Below are 14,871 nucleotides of genomic sequence, written 5' to 3' on the forward strand. Positions count from 1 at the left end.
AGGCTGAAAAAGTACCTATCTGCGAATTGGACACTATATCTATACTGAACGTCAAACAAGAATAGCCAAATTTACTTATCTCTACGTATCCGTCAGGCAAGATCGCCTTTAATTAACGGAACAAAACGCACGGTTTCTATACTATTTACTATAAAATCATTGCCGTTACGCTGAACCAATTTTAACGACTGAGAGCGGTTTTGTTCCCCAACGGGCAAAACCATTCTACCGCCGTCAGCTAACTGGCAAGCCAACGCTTTGGGAATTTCAGCGGGAGCCGCAGTAACAATAATAGCGTCGAAAGGCCCGCGAACCTTCCACCCTTCCCAGCCATCTCCGTGGCGGGTTGAAACATTATGCAGGTCAAGCTGCTTTAGCCTGCGTTTAGCCTGCCATTGTAAGCTTTTAATTCGTTCAACTGAATAAACGTGGCTAACGATGTGGGCTAACACGGCGGTTTGGTAACCGGAGCCGGTGCCAATTTCTAATACTTTGGATTCCGGCGTTAGCTGAAGTAACTCAGTCATTCTGGCAACGGTATAAGGTTGTGATATGGTTTGCCCCGCGCCTATCGGTAATGCCGTATTATCATATGCCTGATGTGACAAGGCCTCATCAATGAAGTGCTCTCTGGGTACGGCAGCGATCGCCTTTAATACGTTCTGGTCCTGAATGCCATGCGCGACGAGCTGCTTAAGCAACGTCTGCATGCGTTTACTGGACATATTTAAGTCACCTTCACTTGAGATAACCATTGATTAATCACATCTTGTGCTGCATAGGCCGTTAAATCAACCTGAAGCGGCGTAATAGAAACATAACCTTGCTCTACTGCGGCAAAATCGGTGCCCTCACCGAAGTCATCTTTGTCTCCGGGCGGCCCTATCCAGTAGAGGTCATTTCCCCGCGGATCTTGCTGACAGATAACCCGATCGGCCGGATGCCTCCGCCCGCAGCGAGTTACCTTGAAGCCTTTAATCTCTTCAATGGGCAAATCCGGTACGTTAACGTTTAATATTCTACCGGTTCTTAGCGGCTCTTGCTGAAGCCCTCTCAGCAATTGGCTGGTAATGATAGCGGCAGTATCAAAATGACGTTCCCCGTTCAGCGATACCGCTAAAGCCGGTAGCCCCAAATGGCGGCCTTCCATTGCGGCAGCAACGGTACCAGAATAGATAACATCATCGCCTAAGTTAGGCCCGGCATTAATCCCAGAAACCACAATATCAGGCCTTGGCACCATTAATGAATTCACGCCCAAATAGACACAGTCGGTTGGCGTTCCTCGAACAGAAATATCACCGTTGCCTAACCGCTGGATTTTTACCGGCATTTCCAACGTCAAAGCATTGGATGAACCACTGCAATTACGATCGGGAGCAACAATTTGCACCTGAGCAAACTGGCGTATAGATTCAGCCAGAATCTGAATGCCGGGTGCTGAAATGCCATCATCGTTGCTTAACAGTATTCTCATTAATTATGTGCTAGCCCGTTGATAAAAATGTCATATTTTCAAACCGGTTACGCTGTTGATAGAAACGTCTATACCACAGAGTTTTGACGGCATTACGGATCGAAAATAATAGCGATGGCCGATTATAGCAATTAATTGAAGTGCGGCAAAATACCCTACCAATCTTCGTGGTGATGACATTCGGCATAATGGCTTAATGGCTTAATGGCTTAATGGCTTAATGGCTTAATCAATGATAATTTAACGATAAACGTTAATAATATGATGAAAGCGGCAAGTAACGCGTATTTGCAAAATACATTATTAAGGACAAATTAATTAGATGAACGAATAAAAATCAGGTAAACCATCGATTAGAAGTTAGGTAAAATAGTTAAGCGCCATATAACCGATGCACTAAAACCTAAAAAAACTTTCCAACCTAACCGATAAGCCCCATCGTTCCCCCTGTAAATACCGGAGCAAAAAGCCAATGAAGGTCAGTAAACTGAGTTGTTCTGGTTTAACCTTTGTTTTAACTACCGCACTATTTTTCACGCTGTTTCAAAATGCGCTCGCCATCAAAGCGTTTTGGCATGCCATTGCTGCAAACGGTGGTAGTTGGCTATTCGCAGCCACCGTTCCGGTTATCACCTTTTGTGTCCTCAATATCATCTTTAGCCTGTTGTTACTGCCAATAATCCGTAAACCCTTGGTAACTATTTTCTTAATTGCCGGTGCTTACGTGAACTACGTGATGTACAGCTTTGACGTGGTTATCGATCGCAACATGATCCAGAACGCACTAGAGACCAATACGCATGAGGCTTTAGATCTGGTGACGGTGAAAATGGGAGTCTGGCTGCTGGTATTGGGGCTCCTTCCGGCCATTGTGGTGTGGATAGTCAAAATCAAACCGTCAGTGAAACCGCTGAAAGAGATTGCTCAGCGAACGGCCAATATTGCTATTTCAGCCCTGCTCATTTTGCTTATCGCCTTCTTCTTTTATAAGGATTACGCACCGTTAATTCGTAATAATTCTGGACTGGTTAAGATGTTAGTCCCAACCGACTATGTCTCTGGCCTGATCGGTGCAGTATCAAAGAAAATTGAGAGCCATCGCCCGCTGGTAGATATCGGTCAGGATGCAGATAAAGGACCAACAATTAACGCTGAGAAGAAAAAGACGCTGATCGTTTTAGTGGTTGGCGAAACCGCCAGAGCGGCTAACTTTTCGTTGGGCGGATATGAGCGTGAAACGAATCCTAAGCTCAAGCAGAACAACGTTATCTATTTCCCTAACGTTAGCTCGTGCGGTACTGAAACCGCGATCTCCGTTCCCTGTATGTTCTCTGATATGCCGCGCAAGCATTACGATGCAATCAAGGCGTCTCATCAGGAAGGCTTACTGGATATTGTCGCTAAAGCTCGAATCAGCGTACTTTGGCGGGAGAATGACGGTGGCTGTAAAGGCGCTTGCGACCGAGTCCCACATCAGGACATTGTTCAGCTTAATCCCGAGGGTTTGTGTCAGGGAGGTACCTGCCATGATGAGGCCCTGCTACACAATCTCGATAACTATATTAATGGCCTGAATAACGATGGAATCATCGTGTTGCATCAGATCGGCAGCCATGGTCCATCTTACTTTGAGCGTTATCCGCAAGAGTATCGGCAATTTGTCCCAACCTGCGACAGCAACCAGATACAGGATTGTGACCACCAATCGCTGGTCAATACCTATGACAATACTATTTTATATACCGATGCCGTGCTGGATAAAACCTTAACGCTGCTGAAAAGCCACGACGATAAATTTGCTACCGCGATGGTCTATCTGTCTGACCACGGTGAATCTCTGGGAGAAAAAGGCCTGTATCTGCACGGTACACCCTATCTGTTCGCGCCGAAAGAGCAGACCCATATTCCGTTCCTGATGTGGATGTCCGATGATTATAAAAAGAACTATCGCATCAACGGCGAGTGCGTTAGCGACAGGGCGAAGCAGGAGGAATTCTCACAGGATAATCTGTTTCACACCATACTGGGAATGCTGAATATTCAAACCAGCGAATATCAGCCAGCGCTGGATATTCTCGACGGTTGCCGCCAGAGTTAATCCCGATAGTTAGTCAATATGATGGATGAAGACGCCGTTATAAGGTACCCGATTATTAGGTACCTTATGATAGATAAAACAAGCTTGCCTGCGCTTTATTGGCTAAAGGCTATGACCATTTACCAATCCATTCATTCTCTTTTCGTTGAATTATCGGATCGCTAAAGATCAGATGATAAGAACCATCATCATTATTATATTTCAATACGTTAGTATCGCCATTCGCGCTTTTATATTTTTCAAAATCTGCCGTTTGGCATGACAAATTGTATTTAGCCTCAGGGACGTTACGTAAACTAATACGCTCTAGCTCATGATTAAAAAAGGAAAGTTTAAGATCCAGAATTCCACAGCCTGTAGGATACCCAGCAACCTTCACTTCGGTAAAACGGCCGTTACCTCTCTCAACCAGTTGGTCCCTTTCAATTATAAACGGGTAATTTTGCTTAGTAACCTCACGCTGAATATCATCCAATTTGGAGTATCCATTAAAATTTAGCCGGATGCCGGAAGGGTGACTTTGCGTATAAAAATAGTAGAGAGCTGAAAACAAAACCAAGCAGCCACATACGGCGGCTAACGTCGCTCCCTTAGTAACAATGCGCATATAATCCCTTATTGCTTATGATGTAATATCACTCTTCCGCAACGTTACCCATACCACCGGTCAACATCAGTTCCCTGACTACGCTGGTGGCAAAACAACCGGAAGGCAGCCAAAAATTCAGTGATAGCGTTTGGCTATCAGACCAGCTCCATTGCATATGCTGAGGCATCAAAAGCACGGCACGTCTGGCGTTCTCAACCCTTTCGCGCGTCACCAGCGACATCAGGGTTTGATATTCGCTTAATATCTGCTGTTCAAACGCCAAAGTTTGGTCTTTAGTACCCAGCTCGCGATCGCCGGGTAGCGGTGCGGTAACCTGTAGTTCACCGTCATCAAGCCGTTGCTGCAAAGCGTCGAGCTCTTCAGGCTGCGCAACAAACCAACTGCCTCTGCCGGTTAGCTGCATCGCATCGCCAGCCAGTACTTTTTTATGTAGACCCTGCTCAATACGGCTGCTGGCAATATGATTAAACATCGCACTGCGGGCGGCAGATAAATAGAAACTGCGTTTATTACGCTCGTTTACCCGTATTTCGTTTTTAGCCCACCGCTCAGCCTGAGTAATATTATTACCGTTATGGCCGAAGCGCTGTTCACCAAAGTAGTTAGGCACGCCGAAAAGCTTAATGCTCTGCAGGCGAGACTCAACCTGCTCACTATCGCTGATATGGCGAAGCGTCAGGCTAAAACTGTTTCCGCGTAGCGTTCCGATACGAATTTTACGCAGGTGCCGATCGGTGTTTAATATTTCACAGCCTTCAAGCTCAAAGGTGCTGAAGTCCGGCGTCTCTTTACCCGGCATCTGCAAGCAGAACCATTGTTCGGTAACGGCGTGGCGATCTTTGAGGCCAGCATAGCTCACTGAACGGGCCGGAATCTTGGCGAAACGGGCCAGATGGTCGGCGACAAACTGAGTATTACAACCGGTTTTACGCAGATAAACTAAAACGTGCTCACCTTCGCCATCGGGCTCAAAGCCCAAATCTTCCCGCACGCAGAAATCTTCAGGAGAGGCCTTTAATACCCCGCTCGCCGTAGGTTCACCGTGTAGCCAGACTAATGACATCATGCTTATATTCTCGCTTTCTACTCTTTCATACGCCGGTTTTAACCAATAACGCCACGGCTTCACAGGCAATACCTTCTTTACGACCGGTAAAACCAAGCTGCTCGGTGGTGGTGGCCTTCACATTGACGTCATCCATATGGCAGCCTAAATCTTCAGCGATATTGACGCGCATCTGAGGAATATGCGGAGCCATTTTAGGCGACTGGGCAATAATGGTAACGTCAACGTTGCCGACGCTATAACCTTTGGCCAGAATGCGGCGATAGGCTTCGCGCAGCAATTCACGGCTGTCGGCCCCTTTAAATGCGGGATCGGTATCGGGGAATAGTTTACCGATATCGCCCAACGCAGCGGCACCCAGTAAGGCATCGGTTAGCGCATGAAGCGCGACATCGCCGTCGGAATGAGCAATCAGCCCAAACTCATAAGGAATACGTACACCACCAATAATTAACGGACCTTCGCCACCAAATTTATGAACGTCAAAACCATGACCAATACGCATCAACCATTCTCCTATTTTAGTATTGGTGGGTCAGATAAAAGGTCGCCAGCGCCAAATCTTCTGGACGGGTGACTTTTATATTATCGGAACGGCCTGCAACCAGTAACGGATGAAACCCACAGTGTTCCAGCGCAGAGGCTTCATCGGTTAATGCAACGCCTTCATTCAGCGCCCTGCTCATGCAGTCGTTGAGTAATTCAAGAGGGAACATTTGGGGCGTTAACGCATGCCAGAGCTCGTTGCGTTCGACGGTATGGGCTATCGAGCACTCGCCGCTAATGGCTCGCTTCATGGTATCTTTCACCGGCGTCGCCAGAATACCGCCCTGCTGGCTTTTCATCGCATCGTGAATCAGGCGGTCAAGATCGGATAAGTGTAGGCAGGGGCGCGCCGCATCGTGCACTAAAACCCACCGGGCGTTCATTTGGCTTGCCCGTTTTAATCCTGCCATCACAGAGTCATAGCGTGCAGCACCGCCGATGGTGACAGAAACCCGGCTATCTTGTGATATAGAAAGAGAAGCGAAAATAGTATCCTGAGGATGTACGACAACGATCACATGCTGGACGGTACCGTGTGATAACAACGCCTGAATGGCATATTCAATTATCGTTTTGTGACCAATGGTCAAATATTGTTTAGGACAATCAGACTGCATTCTGCTGCCAATACCGGCAGCGGGTAAAATAGCAACAACGTCATAAAGAGGAACCGCAGTCAGGCTCATCTATTTATTACCACCGCTGGCAGCAGCCGTTTTTGACTGTTCAGTAATAATACGGTAGAAGCTTTCACCGGGTTTAACCATTCCCAACTCATTGCGGGCCCGTTCTTCAAGCGCTTCTTTACCGCCGTTCAGATCGCTGATTTCGGCGAACAGGCGCTCGTTGCGTGATTTCAACTTTGCGTTATTATCTTGCTGAACAACTAAATCATCCTGTACCCGTACATAATCATGCACGCCATTTTTGCCCAACCATAGCGAGTACTGTAACCAGCCAAGCAGTGCGATCAATAATAACGTCAGTTTACTCATTCCCGCCCCCTAAAAAACCGGCTAATCATCCCATAACTCGCCAGCAGACTCAAACTTATCAGACTAAGGGAATGTTACAGACTATCTGTCAGTCGATTTTAACCGGTCAACGCGATGTTATCCGGCTAAAATCGCGACATATTTATGAGGAAAGAATTTTACTCAGGAAAACCCGGGTACGTTCATTCGCCGGGGCTGTATACAGTTTTTCAGGCACATCTTCTTCCTGAATAACGCCCTGATCGATAAAGATAACCCGGTCGGCCACGTCACGGGCAAAGCCCATCTCATGAGTCACAACCACCATCGTCATACCTTCATGGGCCAACGCTTTCATTACGGCCAGAACCTCACCCACCAGCTCAGGATCGAGCGCTGAAGTCGGTTCATCAAACAGCATGACTTTGGGTTCCATCGCTAACGCGCGGGCAATGGCTACACGCTGCTGCTGCCCGCCGGAAAGCTGACTTGGATAAGCATCAATCTTATCTAGCAGGCCGACTTTACGCAGCAATAGTTCTGCATTTTTAATCGCTTCCGCTTTAGAGAGCTTTTTCACATCCATCGGAGCCAGAATTAAATTTTCCAACACGGTCATATGAGGAAAAAGGTTAAATCGCTGGAAAACCATACCGACACTTTCGCGCAGTTTATTAAGGTCGGTTTTCGGGTCATGAACGTTAAATCCGTTAACCGTTACTTCACCACCGGACACCTCTTCCAACGAGTTCATGCAGCGCAAGAAGGTGCTTTTCCCCGAGCCCGATGGACCAATAATGCATACCACTTCGTTAGCGGCAATATCGCAAGAGATACCGCGTAAAACGTGAGTGCTGCCAAACTGCTTTTGTAAATTACGAATCTTAATCACTTCGACCTAACCTCGTTTCCATGTGCTTTACCATCAGGGAAAGTAAGAAAGTAATCACCCAATAGACAACCGAAATTGTCAGGTAGGGTTCCCAATAGGTGGCATATGCGCCAGATACCGTCCGGGCTGCGTAGGCCAAATCGGCTAGACCGATCGCAGATGCCAGAGAAGAGTCTTTAACGATAGATATCGCATTGTTGCCCAACGGCGGCAGCATACGGCGAAAAGCCTGAGGCAAAATAATTTTACGCATGGTCTTGCCATAGCTCATGCCTAACGAACGGGCCGCTTCCATTTGCCCGCGGTCGATAGACTGAATTCCCGCCCGAAAAATTTCAGAAATATAGGCGCCGGAGTTCAGCGTAATAGCAACCACACAGGACAAAAAAGCACCGTAATCAGAACGCAGCATTCTGGCAAAATCAACCGACATCAGGCCACTGCTAACCAGCAAGCCGTCACGAGGGTTAATCAATAACGGGATCAAAGCAAAGTGCACCACCATGATCTGTACAAACAGCGGAGTTCCGCGAAAAGCACTCACGTAGATCCGTACCGGCCACTGTATAAACGCCTGTAAACAAAAATCGACTCCCGGATTACGGGGAGCCTGAGCAGAACGACCTAATCCGAGAGCCAGTCCCCATAAGCTACCTAAAATCACGCAAATGACGGTACACTTAATGGTCATCCATGCGCCTTGTGCGAACAAAGGGGCGTATTCCTGGATAATTTCCCAGCGAAATCCTGACATAAAAATAATCCGTGTAACCTATAAAAAGAAAAAAGTTCAGGGCGAAGCAGTCGCCCTGAACCTATAGCAATTAAAACATCTTATTCGGCTGGCAAAACCGGAATATCACCATCAAACCAGGTTTGATAAATCTTCGCGTAAGTACCATCGGCAATAATTTTCTTCAGGCCTGCGTTAATTTTATTACGCAGTTCTACATTATTTTTAGCCACGGCGATGCCAAAATACTGACGTTCAAACTTGTCGTCAAACACAAGGTTAAACTCTTTTTCTGGGTGATTTTTAATATAAAACTTAGCAACGCCTACGTCACCAACGGCGGCATCAATACCGTCTTCATACAGTTCTTGTAGCATCAGTGGCGTATTATCAAAGCGTTTAATGGCCGTACTGTTTTTACCCAAAACCTCAGAAACAACAATATCACCGGTACTTGAGTTAACAACGCCGACTTTTAGCGTTTTTAACTCAGCAAGCGATTTAACCACTTTACCTTTAGGAACCACAATAGCCTGCTGGGCAGGGAAGTAAGGTGCGGAGAAATCAACCATTTGCTTACGCTTATCGGTAATAGTAATGCCTGAAATAATAATGTCCCGATCGCCACTGCCTAGGGTTGCAAAAATACCTTCCCAAGGCGTGTTTACCAGTTTGATATTAAATTTTTCGGCTTTAGCGATCGCAGTGATGATATCAATGTCAAAACCCTGAAGCTCTTTTTTACTATTTTCAAATTCAAAAGGCCGATAAGTACCACCGGAACCCACAACATAAGTAGGTTCTGCTGAATGGGCGACGGGCAGGGTACAAATTACAGCAGCCAGACAAGCACCGAAAATGGAAAGGCGTTTAAACATGATACATATCCTTATCTATTAAAAATGTTGAATAGCCGAATTATGCACGAATAACGCATAAAAATACACATATCCCAAATAATCTGAGAAAAATAATAAGATTTGGGTCTATTTTTGTCATTCCCCCGATTATCACGATTATTTTTAACGTATAATTCACATTACTCTCTACATAATTCTTATTGATTTTAAATAATTAGCCAACATCCCATTTCAAAATAGTATAAATTAGAAAAGCGTGACCTAACCCAATAGGATTTAATGATCAAGGTCAAAAATCGCTAAAAGATAAGAAATGATAATCACTTACTAATAATAACTCTTCAGGAAATCACTTTATGTCTAATGAAAATATAACCCCTGACCAGCAAGGAAAGCTCAAGGTTGGCATAGGGGCCTACTTTGCTCTATTTTTTGCCGTTGTGTTCTTCTCTGGAATATTTGGCCCTACTTCCGCATCTACCCTTTGGATTGACGCTCAAATTAGTGCGTTGAACCTGCAACACCCTGATTTCCCCCGCTGGTTAACGTCATGGGTCAAACCACTACTGTCTTCTATTGACTTCACCACGCTAAATGGCGCTTTTGGTAAAGTGGTCACAGGCGTCAGTCAGGTTGACGACGCGTTAAAAACAACCAATGGCACCTTTCGAGGAACCGGCGGCAGCGGCGCAATGGAAGGCTTTTTGTTTGCTTTTGGTCTGATTCCTTCCGTTATGTTTGCGCTGGCAATGATTAACGTGCTGGAGCACTACGGTGCGTTAGACGCGGCCAGAAAGTTATTAAGCGTTATTTTAAGACCGCTATTGGGTATTCCCGGCGTTACCGGCTTAGCAATTATCGGTAGCTTACAAAGTACCGACGTTGGTGCATCGCTGACCCGTGCGCTGTCTGATGAAGAAAAAATCACTGCCAAAGAAAAAGAAGTATTAACCATGTTCCAGTTTTCCGGTGGCGCAATGATTACCAACTTCTTCTCTTCCGGCGCCGTACTCTTCACGTTAGTGCTGGCCTCAGGCGAACTTGCTGTTCCAACCACCATTGGTGCATGTATTGGCGTTATTTTTATAATGAAAGTGTTTGGCGCTAATCTGATGCGTCTTTATCTGGCATTTTTTTCCGATAAAAACGAACAAGAAAATAACAATGATGAAGTTAGCGAAAAAACCATTAAGGACAACAAATAATGTCAAACCCAACTAAACCTATGATCACTGACATTTTCGTTGCAGGTGCCCGCAAGGGGTGGGTAATTGCAACAACCAGTACACTGCCTAACGTATTAATGGCATTCGTGATTATCAAAGTGCTACAGATAACAGGCTTACTCGAACTACTGGGCAAGATTTGTGAGCCGGTTATGGCAATAGTCGGCCTGCCCGGAGAGGCGGCGGCAGTGTTAATCAGCAGCCTGATGTCTATGGGCGGCGCGATCGGCGTTGCGGTAGGCCTGTTCCAAAGCGGCCATCTTAACGGAGAGCATCTGGCTATTCTGGCTCCGGCCATCTATCTGATGGGCTCTCTGGTGCAGTACGTTGGGCGCGTTTTAGGCGTGGTTGGAACGAAAGCCACCCGTATTCCACTCATGCTGCTTATCGCCGTTATCAATGCATTTGTTGGTATGTTCCTGATGCGAATTATTATTAATCTCTAATCTGGGGCCTAGCGGTCATTGTAAAGTCTGGTTAAAGCCAAAATAAGGAAAGAACCATGAAGTTAGAGCAATATTTAGAGGAATTACGGCCTCTTGTTGACGTTGATTGCGGTACTCAGACTACTGAAGGCGTTGCCGTTATCGCTGAACGTATGGAAAAGAAATATAAAGATTTAGGCTGGCATACCGAAGTTGTCGATTTGGGAAAAGAAGTGGGCCCCGGCGTTTTTGCCACCAATAAACCAAACGCAACCCAGTTTGACGTACTGTTAATTGGCCATATGGATACCGTATTTCCACCGGGAACGGTTGCCGAGCGCCCGATGTCTACCGACAGCACCCGCCTGTATGGTCCGGGTGCGGCGGACATGAAGTCAGGGCTGTTGAATATCCTTTGTGCAATTCGCGCGCTCGATGACAAAGATGCTCAAAGGCTATCAATTGCCGTGGCAATGAACCCTGATGAAGAAACCGGTTCAGTTTATTCGCACCAATGGCTGGGTGAATATGCGAAAAAGAGCCGCTGCGTTCTCGTCGCAGAGGCCGCACGTGCCGATGGTTCTTTAGTGAAGGCACGCAAAGGAATGGTCCGCTACTGCGTTGACTTCCACGGTCGTGCCGCTCATGCCGGTAATGCGCCGGAGAAAGGCCGTTCAGCCATTACTGAATTAGCTAACTGGGTGTTGGCAATTAATAAATTGGGCAATCCTGAATTGGGCACTACGCTCAACGTTGGTGTGATCAAAGGCGGTGACGCGGCTAATATCGTTCCCGATAAAGCTCAGGCGGTCATTGACGTGCGCTTCTGGGACAACGATGAATATCATCGAATTGGTAAAAGCATTCAGGATATGACCAAAACGGCCTATGTCGCAGACGTAACGGCAACGGTCACCGAAATGGCCCATACGCCAGCCATGTCCCCCACGGCTGAAACCGAAAAGCTGATGTCTCTGGTTGAACGCTGTGGTAAAGAAGAAGGCATTGCCATCAACTGGCAGGCCGTTGGCGGCGGTTCAGACGCAAACCATACCGCTGCGCTAGGCGTGCCATCGTTAGACGGTTTTGGCCCAATCGGTGCCGATTTCCACAGCCCGGCGGAATACGTTGAGCTCGATAGCATCCTTCCACGTATCAGGCTGCTGAGTAAGATTATTAGCTCATTGTGATTTTGACTAAATAGTCATTACGGTAAAATAGAAAAGCCGCCTGAACGGGCGGCTTTTTATCAGTCAGTCACAGGCAACATTACGCTTTATCGTAGTAATTCCACGCAGCCTGCATAGCCGCTCCCTGAGTGGATTTAAAGCCGAGTCGGTTCAGTACCGCTTCCAGCGCCGTCAGGGTTTGCATTACGCAGTCTTTACGGGCGTTATAGCCCATGGTACCAATACGCCATATTTTACCCTGCAACGGACCAAACGATGTGCCGATCTCTATTGAGAAATCGTTGAGCATCATCTGACGAACCTGTTCACCGTGAATCCCTTTCGGGATCGCCACGCCAAGAACGTTGTTCATCTTGTTGTCCAGATCGCCAAACGTATCCAGCCCCATTCCCTGAATGCCGGCCAGCAATGCGGCACCGTGCAATTCATGGCGGGCAATACACGTATCCAGACCTTCTTCTAATATCAGGCGGGCGCACTCGCGGGCAGCAAACAGCATGCTGGTAGCTTCCGTATGATGGTTTAAACGCTCAGGGCCCCAGTAATCCATAATCATACCGAGATCAAAATAGTTGGAGTAAATCATCTCGTCATCACCGTCAACGTGCTCAGCGGTACGAATCCCCTCTTCCACACATTTACGACGGCGAACCAGAGCTTCAAATTCTGGGCTCAGAGTAATCGGAGAACTACCGGAAGGTCCACCAAGGCATTTCTGTAGCCCGGCAGAGGCGGCATCTAAGCCCCAGGCATCGGTTTCAAGCGCGTTACCGCCAAATGATGCCGTCGCGTCGGTATAGAATAAAACCCCGTGACGACGGCAAATCTCTCCCAACTGCGCCAACGGCTGTAGCATGGTGGTCGAAGTATCACCCTGAACCGTCAGTAATAGGCGCGGCTTTACCTTCTTAATGGCGTCTTCGATTTGATCGGGAGTAAATACTTCCCCCCAAGGGACTTCAATCGTATGTACTTCGGCGCGGCAGCGGCGTGCAATTTCGCACAATAAATGGCCAAATCGACCAAACACCGGCACTAATACTTTATCGCCGGGGCGAACGGCCGACAGGATAATAGCCTCAATACCGGCCCGGGATGTGCCATCAATCAGCATCGTCCAACGGTTTTCAGTACGAAACAGCGCTCGATAAAGCGCCATGACTTCATTCATATAGCCGGTCATCACCGGATCGTACTGACCAATTAGCTGGCTGGCCATCGCCCGCAACACTCTAGGATCGGCATTAATCGGGCCTGGGCCCATTAAAATACGCGAGGGCGGATTAATTTGATTAAACTTTGCAATATCCAACATTCTCATTCCTTAGCATTAATGATGATGTATTTGACCAGATGTTTTGGTAGATAACGAGATAGCACCTAGCCTAACAAGCTATTTCCACATTTATTATTGGTTATATTTTCAATCAAACATGAATTAAAAGCGTCTTGCAAAGACTTTTTGCCCACGGCCGATACAGACAAAATTATTTTGGTAATTAAGCTAATACTATTAATTTTTTCAAAATAAACGCGCATGGCGTGTGATGATTCCCTTCCACCATCATGGTATCAGTCTCTGCTTTTTAGTAATATACGGCCACACAAGAATCAGAGGCATCTATGGTTACCACATTATTTAAAGACTTTAACTTTGAGGCTGCGCATCGATTGCCGCACGTACCCGTCGGGCATAAATGCGCCAGGCTACACGGGCATTCTTTTATGGTCCGAATTGAAGTTACCGGTGAGGTTAATCCCCACACCGGCTGGGTCATGGATTTCTCTGAAATTAAGGCCGCATTTAAGCCTATTCTAGACGGTTTAGATCACTACTATTTGAACGATATTCAAGGGTTAGAAAACCCAACCAGCGAAGTGCTGGCGCACTGGATTTGGCAACGGCTAAAGCCCCAGTTGCCATTACTCAGCGCTATTCGGGTCAAAGAAACCTGTACCGCAGGATGCGTTTACCGCGGTGAATAATTAAAAAGTTGATGACAAGATGAATCAGTTAGCGGCCGTTTTGGCCGCTTTTCTTTTTTGTCGTATCAGGCAATATTCAGGTATTTGTGCGTCTGCATTGAAAGCCGCCAGTTGCGGGCAATACAGGTTTCAATACACAGTTCGGTCGCCCGTGGGTTTTGGCTAATAGGCTGTAGAGCAATAATTCTTGGCTTGTTGTCCGTTAAGCCAGCCAGTAGCTCATCTAACTGCTCAATATCGCGCTCGCGGGCCACCGGGTGTTTAATTTCATCGGCTCGCGTTAATGCCTGCGCCATCACGTTAAGCCCGCCGCGCATATCTATTTTGGGCGATACGGTTACCCAAGTATTCTCGGAACAGATAACGTCATGGGTTCCGCTGGTTTCTATTTGACAGCCAAAGCCATTTTGCTCGAGTAATAGGGTCAATGGGATCAGATCGTATAAACAAGGTTCTCCGCCGGTAATTACCACATGACGGGCCGTATATTGCCGTTGTTGAAGAACGGCAACCAGTTCCTGCTCTGTTACCCCACTCCAACGGTCATTTTCTTCCGTTTTCATCAGAATATCGCCTATTGGCCGCTGCTGCTGCTCCACTTTTTCCCACGTGTGTTTGGTATCACACCAGCTACATCCTACCGGGCACCCCTGTAAGCGAATAAAAATGGCGGGAACGCCGGTGAAGTAGCCTTCACCCTGTAAGGTTTGGAACAGTTCATTAACGGGATATAGCATTATATTCTCGGATAAATTCTCAAATAGAGTCATCAATATGGTGAAAAAAGC

At 46.9% G+C, this 14,871-nt stretch carries 17 protein-coding genes; 5 read left to right on the forward strand and 12 right to left on the reverse strand.

The window, feature by feature from the left end; genetic code table 11:
• Positions 1-92 precede the first annotated feature (92 nt).
• Both GVI43_RS02545 and surE read right to left on the reverse strand, forming a co-directional pair.
• On the reverse strand, positions 93-725 hold the full coding sequence (locus GVI43_RS02545; protein WP_159565112.1) for a protein-L-isoaspartate(D-aspartate) O-methyltransferase: 633 nt from the start codon (positions 723-725) through the stop codon (positions 93-95).
• A 2-nt stretch (positions 726-727) separates the two neighbouring features.
• The gene (gene surE, locus GVI43_RS02550; RefSeq protein ID WP_159565114.1) at positions 728-1,477 is read right to left on the reverse strand and encodes a 5'/3'-nucleotidase SurE; all 750 of its coding nucleotides are present in this window, start codon (positions 1,475-1,477) and stop codon (positions 728-730) included.
• A gap of 472 nt (positions 1,478-1,949) precedes the next feature.
• On the opposite strand from surE, the gene eptA reads away from it, so the two are divergent.
• Positions 1,950-3,575 (forward strand): phosphoethanolamine transferase EptA, encoded by a 1,626-nt coding sequence (gene eptA, locus GVI43_RS02555; protein WP_159565116.1) that lies wholly within the window; start codon positions 1,950-1,952, stop codon positions 3,573-3,575.
• Positions 3,576-3,684: 109 nt separating this feature from the next.
• On the opposite strand, the gene GVI43_RS02560 is transcribed toward eptA, so the two are convergent.
• The 8 genes from GVI43_RS02560 to GVI43_RS02595 all read right to left on the reverse strand — a co-directional run bounded on the left by GVI43_RS02560 (position 3,685) and on the right by GVI43_RS02595 (position 9,274).
• Positions 3,685-4,182: a YdcD family protein gene (locus GVI43_RS02560; protein WP_159565118.1), complete on the reverse strand. Its 498-nt coding sequence runs from the start codon at positions 4,180-4,182 to the stop codon at positions 3,685-3,687.
• A 28-nt stretch (positions 4,183-4,210) separates the two neighbouring features.
• Positions 4,211-5,251: a tRNA pseudouridine(13) synthase TruD gene (gene truD, locus GVI43_RS02565; RefSeq protein ID WP_425482114.1), complete on the reverse strand. Its 1,041-nt coding sequence runs from the start codon at positions 5,249-5,251 to the stop codon at positions 4,211-4,213.
• Between the two features lie 25 nt (positions 5,252-5,276).
• Positions 5,277-5,756, reverse strand: a complete 480-nt coding sequence (ispF, locus tag GVI43_RS02570) for a 2-C-methyl-D-erythritol 2,4-cyclodiphosphate synthase (protein WP_159565120.1) — start codon at positions 5,754-5,756, stop codon at positions 5,277-5,279.
• A gap of 16 nt (positions 5,757-5,772) precedes the next feature.
• A complete protein-coding gene (ispD, locus tag GVI43_RS02575) occupies positions 5,773-6,483 on the reverse strand; it encodes a 2-C-methyl-D-erythritol 4-phosphate cytidylyltransferase (protein WP_159565122.1) in 711 nt (236 codons plus the stop codon).
• A complete protein-coding gene (ftsB, locus tag GVI43_RS02580; RefSeq protein ID WP_159565124.1) occupies positions 6,484-6,792 on the reverse strand; it encodes a cell division protein FtsB in 309 nt (102 codons plus the stop codon).
• Between the two features lie 142 nt (positions 6,793-6,934).
• Positions 6,935-7,663, reverse strand: a complete 729-nt coding sequence (locus GVI43_RS02585) for an amino acid ABC transporter ATP-binding protein (protein WP_159565126.1) — start codon at positions 7,661-7,663, stop codon at positions 6,935-6,937.
• Positions 7,656-8,417 (reverse strand): amino acid ABC transporter permease, encoded by a 762-nt coding sequence (locus GVI43_RS02590; RefSeq protein ID WP_159565128.1) that lies wholly within the window; start codon positions 8,415-8,417, stop codon positions 7,656-7,658. Before GVI43_RS02590 ends, GVI43_RS02585 begins: the two co-directional genes overlap by 8 nt.
• Before the next feature lie 80 nt (positions 8,418-8,497).
• The gene (locus tag GVI43_RS02595; RefSeq protein ID WP_159565130.1) at positions 8,498-9,274 is read right to left on the reverse strand and encodes a basic amino acid ABC transporter substrate-binding protein; all 777 of its coding nucleotides are present in this window, start codon (positions 9,272-9,274) and stop codon (positions 8,498-8,500) included.
• A gap of 338 nt (positions 9,275-9,612) precedes the next feature.
• On the opposite strand from GVI43_RS02595, the gene GVI43_RS02600 reads away from it, so the two are divergent.
• From GVI43_RS02600 to GVI43_RS02610, 3 genes are read left to right on the forward strand one after another with little or no spacing between them, the layout of a single operon-like run.
• A complete protein-coding gene (locus GVI43_RS02600) occupies positions 9,613-10,461 on the forward strand; it encodes a nucleoside recognition domain-containing protein (protein WP_159565132.1) in 849 nt (282 codons plus the stop codon).
• Complete coding sequence (locus GVI43_RS02605) at positions 10,461-10,928, forward strand: YjiG family protein (protein WP_159565134.1); 468 nt, start codon at positions 10,461-10,463, stop codon at positions 10,926-10,928. The genes GVI43_RS02600 and GVI43_RS02605 overlap by 1 nt, the downstream gene beginning before the upstream one ends.
• Before the next feature lie 56 nt (positions 10,929-10,984).
• Positions 10,985-12,097: a M20 family metallopeptidase gene (locus GVI43_RS02610; RefSeq protein ID WP_159565136.1), complete on the forward strand. Its 1,113-nt coding sequence runs from the start codon at positions 10,985-10,987 to the stop codon at positions 12,095-12,097.
• A 79-nt stretch (positions 12,098-12,176) separates the two neighbouring features.
• Here GVI43_RS02610 and GVI43_RS02615 read toward each other — a convergent pair whose 3' ends face one another.
• Positions 12,177-13,412, reverse strand: coding sequence for a pyridoxal-phosphate-dependent aminotransferase family protein (locus tag GVI43_RS02615; protein ID WP_159565138.1), 1,236 nt, complete (start codon positions 13,410-13,412; stop codon positions 12,177-12,179).
• 308 nt (positions 13,413-13,720) lie between these two features.
• On the opposite strand from GVI43_RS02615, the gene queD reads away from it, so the two are divergent.
• Positions 13,721-14,083: a 6-carboxytetrahydropterin synthase QueD gene (queD, locus tag GVI43_RS02620; RefSeq protein ID WP_159565140.1), complete on the forward strand. Its 363-nt coding sequence runs from the start codon at positions 13,721-13,723 to the stop codon at positions 14,081-14,083.
• A gap of 65 nt (positions 14,084-14,148) precedes the next feature.
• On the opposite strand, the gene queE is transcribed toward queD, so the two are convergent.
• Complete coding sequence (gene queE, locus GVI43_RS02625) at positions 14,149-14,820, reverse strand: 7-carboxy-7-deazaguanine synthase QueE (RefSeq protein ID WP_159565142.1); 672 nt, start codon at positions 14,818-14,820, stop codon at positions 14,149-14,151.
• Between the last annotated feature and the right edge of the window lie 51 nt (positions 14,821-14,871).

Origin of the sequence: Budvicia diplopodorum (genome assembly GCF_009800925.1) — a bacterium.
GTDB classification, from domain to species: domain Bacteria; phylum Pseudomonadota; class Gammaproteobacteria; order Enterobacterales; family Enterobacteriaceae; genus Budvicia; species Budvicia diplopodorum.

What these genes read in the sequence shown, in the direction of transcription:
- ispF (WP_159565120.1), bottom strand. Translation starts at nt 5,756, where the DNA reads ATGCGTATTGGTCATGGTTTTGACGTTCATAAATTTGGTGGCGAAGGT.
- truD (WP_425482114.1), bottom strand. Translation starts at nt 5,251, where the DNA reads ATGATGTCATTAGTCTGGCTACACGGTGAACCTACGGCGAGCGGGGTA.
- GVI43_RS02610 (WP_159565136.1), top strand. Translation starts at nt 10,985, where the DNA reads ATGAAGTTAGAGCAATATTTAGAGGAATTACGGCCTCTTGTTGACGTT.
- GVI43_RS02600 (WP_159565132.1), top strand. Translation starts at nt 9,613, where the DNA reads ATGTCTAATGAAAATATAACCCCTGACCAGCAAGGAAAGCTCAAGGTT.
- GVI43_RS02595 (WP_159565130.1), bottom strand. Translation starts at nt 9,274, where the DNA reads ATGTTTAAACGCCTTTCCATTTTCGGTGCTTGTCTGGCTGCTGTAATT.
- GVI43_RS02615 (WP_159565138.1), bottom strand. Translation starts at nt 13,412, where the DNA reads ATGTTGGATATTGCAAAGTTTAATCAAATTAATCCGCCCTCGCGTATT.
- ftsB (WP_159565124.1), bottom strand. Translation starts at nt 6,792, where the DNA reads ATGAGTAAACTGACGTTATTATTGATCGCACTGCTTGGCTGGTTACAG.
- ispD (WP_159565122.1), bottom strand. Translation starts at nt 6,483, where the DNA reads ATGAGCCTGACTGCGGTTCCTCTTTATGACGTTGTTGCTATTTTACCC.
- queD (WP_159565140.1), top strand. Translation starts at nt 13,721, where the DNA reads ATGGTTACCACATTATTTAAAGACTTTAACTTTGAGGCTGCGCATCGA.
- GVI43_RS02590 (WP_159565128.1), bottom strand. Translation starts at nt 8,417, where the DNA reads ATGTCAGGATTTCGCTGGGAAATTATCCAGGAATACGCCCCTTTGTTC.
- queE (WP_159565142.1), bottom strand. Translation starts at nt 14,820, where the DNA reads ATGCTATATCCCGTTAATGAACTGTTCCAAACCTTACAGGGTGAAGGC.
- eptA (WP_159565116.1), top strand. Translation starts at nt 1,950, where the DNA reads ATGAAGGTCAGTAAACTGAGTTGTTCTGGTTTAACCTTTGTTTTAACT.
- GVI43_RS02605 (WP_159565134.1), top strand. Translation starts at nt 10,461, where the DNA reads ATGTCAAACCCAACTAAACCTATGATCACTGACATTTTCGTTGCAGGT.
- surE (WP_159565114.1), bottom strand. Translation starts at nt 1,477, where the DNA reads ATGAGAATACTGTTAAGCAACGATGATGGCATTTCAGCACCCGGCATT.
- GVI43_RS02545 (WP_159565112.1), bottom strand. Translation starts at nt 725, where the DNA reads ATGTCCAGTAAACGCATGCAGACGTTGCTTAAGCAGCTCGTCGCGCAT.
- GVI43_RS02560 (WP_159565118.1), bottom strand. Translation starts at nt 4,182, where the DNA reads ATGCGCATTGTTACTAAGGGAGCGACGTTAGCCGCCGTATGTGGCTGC.